Consider the following 6,828-nt stretch of genomic DNA (forward strand, 5'->3'; position numbering starts at 1 on the left):
AAAATAATTATAGGGCTTTTTAAAGATGGTATTTCAGATGCTGAATAGTAAACAAATTAGCATGATACATCTGCATAAACAAAGCTCTCATATTTGTGTTTTGTAGTAGACCAAATGAGTATAGTCAGGTTTTTCCGCGAGGTTTGCAAGTTTTGACAACTACAGGAATTATTTGAAGTATCCAGATAGAGAGTAAGGTTTTTTGGTCGTACAGATACAAATGAAGAATCGGTTTAACCTTTGATGCAAATCACCGGTTCCAGCCTGGCGACTTTTCGGGCTAAACCGGCCTGGTCGGCAATATCCACTACCGCACTGACATCTTTGTAAGCCAAAGGTGCTTCTTCTGCGACACCACGCATGGACGGGCAGCGAATAATAATGCCTTGTATCGCCAACTGTTCGATCAGCGCTTTGCCCTGCCATTGTTTAGTCGCTTTGCTGCGGCTCATAGCTCGCCCTGCGCCATGGCAGGCTGAGCTGAACGCGCGTTGTTCGCTTCCTTTGGTGCCGCAGAGTATATAAGAGCTGGTGCCCATTGAGCCGCCGATTAATACCGGTTGACCGACGTCTTTAAATGCGGCTGGCAGATCGGGATGGTTGGGGCCAAAAGCACGGGTTGCGCCTTTGCGATGTACAAACAGCAATTTTTTCTGGCCGTTAATTGTATGTTGCTCCAGCTTACAAGTGTTGTGCGAAACATCGTATAACAGGCCAAGGTGAATGCCCGGAAATATGGTTGCGACAGCCTGTCGGGTTAAATGAGTGATAATCTGTCGATTGGCCAGAGCACAATTGATGGCGGCTCGCATTGCACCGAGATATTGTTTTCCTAAAGGCGAAGCCAATGGTGCACAGGCCAGTTCCCGATCCGGCAAGACAATCTGGTGTTGGGCGGATGCCATCACCATGGCTTTTAAAAATTCGCTGCCGATCTGATGGCCCAAGCCTCGAGAGCCACAATGAAGACTGATTACTACGTCATTGACTCGCAAACCGAAAATGCCGGCAACCATCGGGTTAAAAATTTCTGCGACCCGCTGTACCTCAAGATAATGATTGCCGGAACCCAATGTGCCCATTTCGTCTTTTTGTCGCTCTCTGGCTCGGGGAGAAACATGGCGAGATTCAGCTCCGGCCATACAGCCGTGTTCTTCAATGCGCTCCAAATCCTGTTCTTCGCCAAAACCTTGTTCAATCGCCCATTGCGCTCCACCTGTCAACATCCCATGCATGGTTTTATGATTTAAATGTATTTTGCCTCTGCTGCCGACACCGGCAGGAATTGCACGGTATAAAGCATCGGCCAGCGCCTGTTTATGAGGCTGTAGTTCGGCCATATTAAGGCCGGTATATAAGGTGCGGACACCGCAGGAAATATCAAAGCCTACGCCGCCTGCCGAGACTACTCCGTCTTGATCAGGATCAAATGCAGCAACGCCACCAATTGGAAAACCATAACCCCAGTGCGCATCAGGCATGGCATAGGCAGCTTTAACAATACCTGGTAATGTTGCGACATTGGTGATTTGCTCATAAACTTTCTGATCCATATCCTCCAGTAATTGATTGTTGGCATAAATAATTACCGGAACACGCATAGCTCCTTTAGGCTGAATTTCCCAACAGTTTTCGTCGCGTTGTATAAATTGACGGCTATCCATTGATTATCTCCTTATAGTTGATATTCAGGAATGAATCTATTGGTGGTGAAGGAAATTGCCTTAAACATCAATTACGCATTGGGCAACCCATGACTTATCAGTTTGTTGATAGACGCGCAGTTCGGTAAAAGTAGCGCCTTTAATTTCCACTGCGGGTTGATGTTTAAGGCGGTTAATGGCTTCACCAAAAGCAGTTGCTGATAACTTACCGTTATTGATAATGACCTGATAATGGTTAAATAACAAACCCCGTACAGCCATTGCATAAACCAGTTCGTTGATCCAGTTAACGAACAGCAGTTCAGTATCAGTTGCCCTACAAGTTATATTGATGGTTTTTAAATCCGAAACCTTGGCAGGGTCTGTGATCACAGCGGTCATAGCGATAGCGGCTTGTTCAAATGCCTGTTCAAGCGTTGGTGCAATGCCTCGTATACCTATATCTGCCTCGTGTTCAAAGTGTTCCCAGAGGGGTTTGATCAGGTTGTCGTCCACGAATTATGCTCGTTGAATTGCCGCTGCGGCCAAAAAAATCTTAAGCGATAACATGACTGGAAAACAACAGTAAGATGATGCCAATGACCATAATCCAAAAAACAATATGTTTCACTTTTTTCATGATTCACCTCTCTCTGAATTTACAGGGCAAGCATGAAACTTGGCGATTAAACAAATAAAAAAACCGGTAAGTTGGCTAAGTTTATTCTCGAAGATTGCTTTAAATCTGTTTTCCGATCCGTTAATAATTTAAGGATAATGGTAGAACTTGCCATTCAGATAACGACTGACCGCCTCGATATCACTCTTGCTCCATTCCAGCCCTGAAATATCCTGCCAGCGATCTACCTGGGTTACGAGGCTTTTCCAATCGGTAACCATTTTCTTTTCTCGCCAATGTATCTGCTGGGTGTGACATTCGAGGCAATGATTATCGTAAAGCATTGCTCCCCGATGATTATCAAGCGTGGTTCCATTTCCGGCAAAAGCAACGGATACACTAAAGATGAAAAGCAACAGTCCCTTAAGCCAATAGTTAAGCATTTTAATCTCCAATGCGGTGTTAATAACAAGACATAATAAATTGTTGATGCCTTTGTTTTTTAAAAGGATATAAAGACAATTCAATTCAGGTATTTTACTCATTAATTTTTGATAATTGACCGGTGTAGTCAATTGCTCGTTATTTAAATAATTCAAAGTCCACTTCGGGAGATTTTTTTAAACGTAACAGACGGTCTATCCTTTCTTGGGTATCTGGGTGCGATCTAAAGATTAACGGTTTTGATTTACGATGATTCCGACGTAATAAAATATCAAAAATTGAATATTCAAAGGCTTCTAATTTACCTAATGCCGTTGCCAGACCTTCCGGATCGCCTGTTAATAAAGCCGCTTGGTGATCGGCATCAAACTCCCTCATTCGGGATAGTGAAAGTTCAAGGAAAGTTATTATGTTTGGCGCGACAATAAGTACAGCTAATGCAAACCAGGAAATGCTGGCCAGCCCCAGAAAAAACAGCGGTAAATTTAAAAAAATTAATACAAAACCAGTTAAAGATAGCGTGTTGGTGATCTGGTTGATAATGTCGGCATAGCGCATTACTCTCACATCATTATGTTGGATATGACTGATCTCATGCGCCATGACGCCCATAAGCTCTCGTACTGTCAGGGTTTGTAGCAAGACATCACTCATGCCGATTGCGGAAATTTCGGGCGTACCGACAGATAAGGCATTCATCATATGTCCGGGTAGGTAGTAAAGTGCCGGTGCTGTGGTTAAGTCAGCACGAGCAGCAAGTTTCTGTGTTATTTGATAAAGTACTGGAGCATCATCTGCAGATAGCAATCTACCGCCTATTATAGAAAAGATAAAATTTGGCGGCAGGTTCGGGCTAATCACCAGTATAAGAACACCTAAAATTACTGACCATAAAATGCCTTCAATCCCCGCTAAAATAAATCCTATTAATGATAAAATAATACCCATGCATAAAAAAAGCACTGAGGTATGGATGATATTTTTTAACTTATGGTTAAATGTCTCGTATTTATTGGCCATAGTTAGTTTTTATCATTTAAAATCTAAAAAATCGACAATTTAAGTATCTATAATGGCTTACATTTCTATTTTTAAGAGTCCTTTGCTGCAAGTGCTTCAGTATTACGTTTAGCCAGCGCATCAATAACGGCGCTTAGTGAACCTTTAGTTTGAATTTCATCGCTAAAGGTGGCTCGGTAGTTAGTCACCAAGCTGACGCCATCAATCATAATGTCGTAAACTTTCCATTCGCCTCTGCTCAGTAACATCCGGTAATTTACATCGATAGGTTGTTGCCCGGGTTGCATAACCTTGGTTTTTACGATGGTTTTTGTGGGTTCAGTTGATGTTTCAAGAGGTAATAGAGTCATTGACCAGTTGTTATACTCCACAAAGGCTCTGGAATAGGTTCTTACCAATAGTATTTGAAATTCATGTTTAAAACGTTCTTGTTCGTCAGTGGTTGCAGCTTTCCAGTGTTTTCCCAAAACTAATGGTGCTATTTTGTTAAAATCCGTATGTGGATCAATAACGCCATTAACAAATTGTGTAACTTGAGCAAAATCCTTGGTAAAGACTTTGTCCTGTAGTTTTTGTTTTAATTGTTCAGAAACACTTTGTATGATTTTTTGTGGGGGTTGTAAATCCTCCGGAAAGGCTTTGGTGACCGGTACCAGACCGATTAATAGTATAAATAACCCCAATATTGCATAGTGCTTAATTTGATTTTGCATAATTATTCCGTTAAACAGGTCAGTTATTATCGCTACTGATTATTTTATAAAGCTATGTTTTTGGAATCGTAACGGTCAACACACCATTATCATATTTAGTTGTCATTTTGGCTGCGTTAGCCGGTCCGGGTAAGGTTAATGCTCTTTGAAATTGGCCAACAAAACGCTCGCGGTACTGATATTTTCCCTTTTTAGCATCAGTTTCATCCTTTGCGTGTTCCGTTTTAATTGAAATGTTTAACACTTGATCTTCCAGTTTAACGTCTATTGAAGACTCATCGGCACCCGGTGCATTAACAGTTACGATATATTGATCTGGTTTTTCTTGTAAATCGACGTCAGGTATTTTACTTAAGCTGCCTAAGGGCGCATTTAAATGGAAGCGCGAAAAGGAATCACCAAAAAGCTGTTCCATTTCATTTTGCATACGTTGCATTTCTTCGTAAGGATTCCATAGCTGATCTTTAAATAGTTCGTTATCAGAGCCTGGCTTGGGTAGCTTGGGTATTTGAGCTTTAGGATTGTCGGTGCTGTTTTCCTGTGCACTAAATTGCTTGAGGCTTTCATTCAAATTAAAGATTACATAAGATTGTATACCCAAGACAATAACAAGTACGGTGGCTATAGCAATTATTATTGGATTTTTTATCATCAAGCCACCCATTAGTTTGTGTCGCTGGGTATAACAAAGTGCATCTATATTCACGTGTCTTAAACAAGGTAATAGTTCGTAATTTAACACCTTGTTTAAGCAAGTTTCCAATAAAATTCAGCTTATTTAATCTCAATATTTTTGCGTTTGCTTTTTTCTGTTTTGGGAATAGTAATAATCAGTATGCCGTCTTTAAAAGCGGCTTTTGCATTGTTATCATCAACATTATCAGGTAAGGAGACCGTGCGTTGAAATTCACCCCGCGTTATCTCGCGGCGAAAATATTTACCTTTTTCCTCTTCCTTTTTTTCCTCTTTGGTAGAGGTTCTAATAGTAAGTGTCTGATTATTTATGGTTACATCCAGATCTTCTTTTTTAACGCCGGGTAGTGCTGCCTGAACTTCTATTTCATTATCATGATCAAGAATATCAATTTTTGGAAAGCCTCTGTCAAATCCGGTAGGCAAATTAAAATCTAACAGGCGGGGCCATCTGCGCGACAGAAAATCATCAAAAAAATTATCGAATTCATCAAATGAAAGCAAGTTCCCGGAAGGTGTACGGGGCATTACTTCAGTTTTTTGAGTGGTATCTTTTTCTTTAGTGTTCATAACATTCTCCAGGGACTATTTTAATTTTTATTAAATATCCGAGTTAAGCATGTTAACGGGCTTTGATGTTTAACCGCTGTCTTTTCTTTATTTTCTTTACTATAGTAAAAATTCTTGCTCTGCCTCAAGCCAGTCCTCAAGTTCGTGACCTGGTTCAAAACCTCTACTTTCGGCCCGGTAATAGGCAAGCTCGGCAATCTTCGCATCACGATCTGGAAGAAATATGGTATCGCCGGATGCTTCGGAAACTGAATTTACTTTGTTTTTAGTTTTTAACGACATCATTCACCTCTTCTTTGATAAACTAATTGGAAGTCAGCTTTTAACGGCCGATAAAATATAATATGAGCCGTAAGTCCTGAATAAATCAAAAAAAAATGAGTATTTACTTTAAAACTTCGAGTATTCGGCAGCATTAACTCTTAATGTTGCTTGAGTAATTAAATTTGCCCACGATAGTAGATTGATGGCTCGGTACAGCCCTATCAATGAGTTCACTGATAGTTATCTGAATTTAATTTTGATAGATAAAGTATTCCAATTATTTGATTTACGCAGGTTAAAGTATAAGATTTTAAATGAAAAAACAATACGTATAAATACCTACATTAACTAACTTAAAAAATCAGTTGTTTTGGTATGTTGGTTACTGTTTAACCTGTTGAAAAATAAATAAATTATGATAGTCTCAATCTGGCTGAGGGCGATGGCATCTTGTAAAAATGTTAACGGTGATTATTCTAAAGGCTAAAAAAATGAGCCAAAGCGGTTGACAAGTTGTTCAGGTAGGCTATAATGGCCGGCTTCTTCGGGGTAACGTAGTTTGACCCTGCAGCAGGACAGCAACACGCAATGTCGACAAGGGGTTGACAAACCGAATCCGCTCTGTATAATTGCCGGACTCAACGGTGCTGCGGCACCAACGCTCTTTAACAACTTGATCAAAATAATTTGTGTGGGTACTTGTGGTGATTGTTAGGCTGTTAAAAAATAATCGACACAGGAACAACACATTAAGAAGTAATTTTTAACGTTTAGTTTTGTAGTCGAGCCAAGATTGGCTACTCATCTTATTGAGTGGCAAACTGATTTAAACTGAAGAGTTTGATCATGGCTCAGATTGAAC

Annotated in this window: 8 protein-coding genes; all 8 read right to left on the minus strand. The window is 40.4% G+C overall.

Going from position 1 to position 6,828, the window contains the following annotated elements; genetic code table 11:
• Positions 1-233 precede the first annotated feature (233 nt).
• Positions 234-1,664 (minus strand): RtcB family protein, encoded by a 1,431-nt coding sequence (locus N7974_RS07845; RefSeq protein WP_262965075.1) that lies wholly within the window; start codon positions 1,662-1,664, stop codon positions 234-236.
• A gap of 60 nt (positions 1,665-1,724) precedes the next feature.
• Positions 1,725-2,159, minus strand: a complete 435-nt coding sequence (locus N7974_RS07850; protein ID WP_262965076.1) for an archease — start codon at positions 2,157-2,159, stop codon at positions 1,725-1,727.
• A 252-nt stretch (positions 2,160-2,411) separates the two neighbouring features.
• Complete coding sequence (locus N7974_RS07855; RefSeq protein WP_262965077.1) at positions 2,412-2,861, minus strand: hypothetical protein; 450 nt, start codon at positions 2,859-2,861, stop codon at positions 2,412-2,414.
• Positions 2,845-3,726 carry a zinc metalloprotease HtpX gene (locus N7974_RS07860; RefSeq protein WP_262965078.1) on the minus strand — a complete coding sequence of 294 codons (882 nt, stop codon included), beginning with the start codon at positions 3,724-3,726 and terminating at the stop codon, positions 2,845-2,847. The genes N7974_RS07855 and N7974_RS07860 overlap by 17 nt, the downstream gene beginning before the upstream one ends.
• A gap of 71 nt (positions 3,727-3,797) precedes the next feature.
• A complete protein-coding gene (locus N7974_RS07865) occupies positions 3,798-4,439 on the minus strand; it encodes an MlaC/ttg2D family ABC transporter substrate-binding protein (RefSeq protein WP_262965079.1) in 642 nt (213 codons plus the stop codon).
• Positions 4,440-4,491: 52 nt separating this feature from the next.
• On the minus strand, positions 4,492-5,145 hold the full coding sequence (locus tag N7974_RS07870; RefSeq protein WP_262965080.1) for an Hsp20/alpha crystallin family protein: 654 nt from the start codon (positions 5,143-5,145) through the stop codon (positions 4,492-4,494).
• Positions 5,146-5,213: 68 nt separating this feature from the next.
• On the minus strand, positions 5,214-5,702 hold the full coding sequence (locus N7974_RS07875; protein WP_262965081.1) for an Hsp20/alpha crystallin family protein: 489 nt from the start codon (positions 5,700-5,702) through the stop codon (positions 5,214-5,216).
• 99 nt (positions 5,703-5,801) lie between these two features.
• The gene (locus N7974_RS07880; RefSeq protein WP_262965082.1) at positions 5,802-5,987 is read right to left on the minus strand and encodes a DUF2934 domain-containing protein; all 186 of its coding nucleotides are present in this window, start codon (positions 5,985-5,987) and stop codon (positions 5,802-5,804) included.
• Between the last annotated feature and the right edge of the window lie 841 nt (positions 5,988-6,828).

Origin of the sequence: Methylobacter psychrophilus, from assembly GCF_025583945.1 — a bacterium.
GTDB lineage: Bacteria > Pseudomonadota > Gammaproteobacteria > Methylococcales > Methylomonadaceae > Methylobacter_C > Methylobacter_C psychrophilus.

Excerpts from the sequence above, each read along its gene's own strand:
- N7974_RS07845 (WP_262965075.1), bottom strand. The coding sequence starts at position 1,664 with ATGGATAGCCGTCAATTTATACAACGCGACGAAAACTGTTGGGAAATT.
- N7974_RS07860 (WP_262965078.1), bottom strand. The coding sequence starts at position 3,726 with ATGGCCAATAAATACGAGACATTTAACCATAAGTTAAAAAATATCATC.
- N7974_RS07865 (WP_262965079.1), bottom strand. The coding sequence starts at position 4,439 with ATGCAAAATCAAATTAAGCACTATGCAATATTGGGGTTATTTATACTA.
- N7974_RS07875 (WP_262965081.1), bottom strand. The coding sequence starts at position 5,702 with ATGAACACTAAAGAAAAAGATACCACTCAAAAAACTGAAGTAATGCCC.
- N7974_RS07880 (WP_262965082.1), bottom strand. The coding sequence starts at position 5,987 with ATGATGTCGTTAAAAACTAAAAACAAAGTAAATTCAGTTTCCGAAGCA.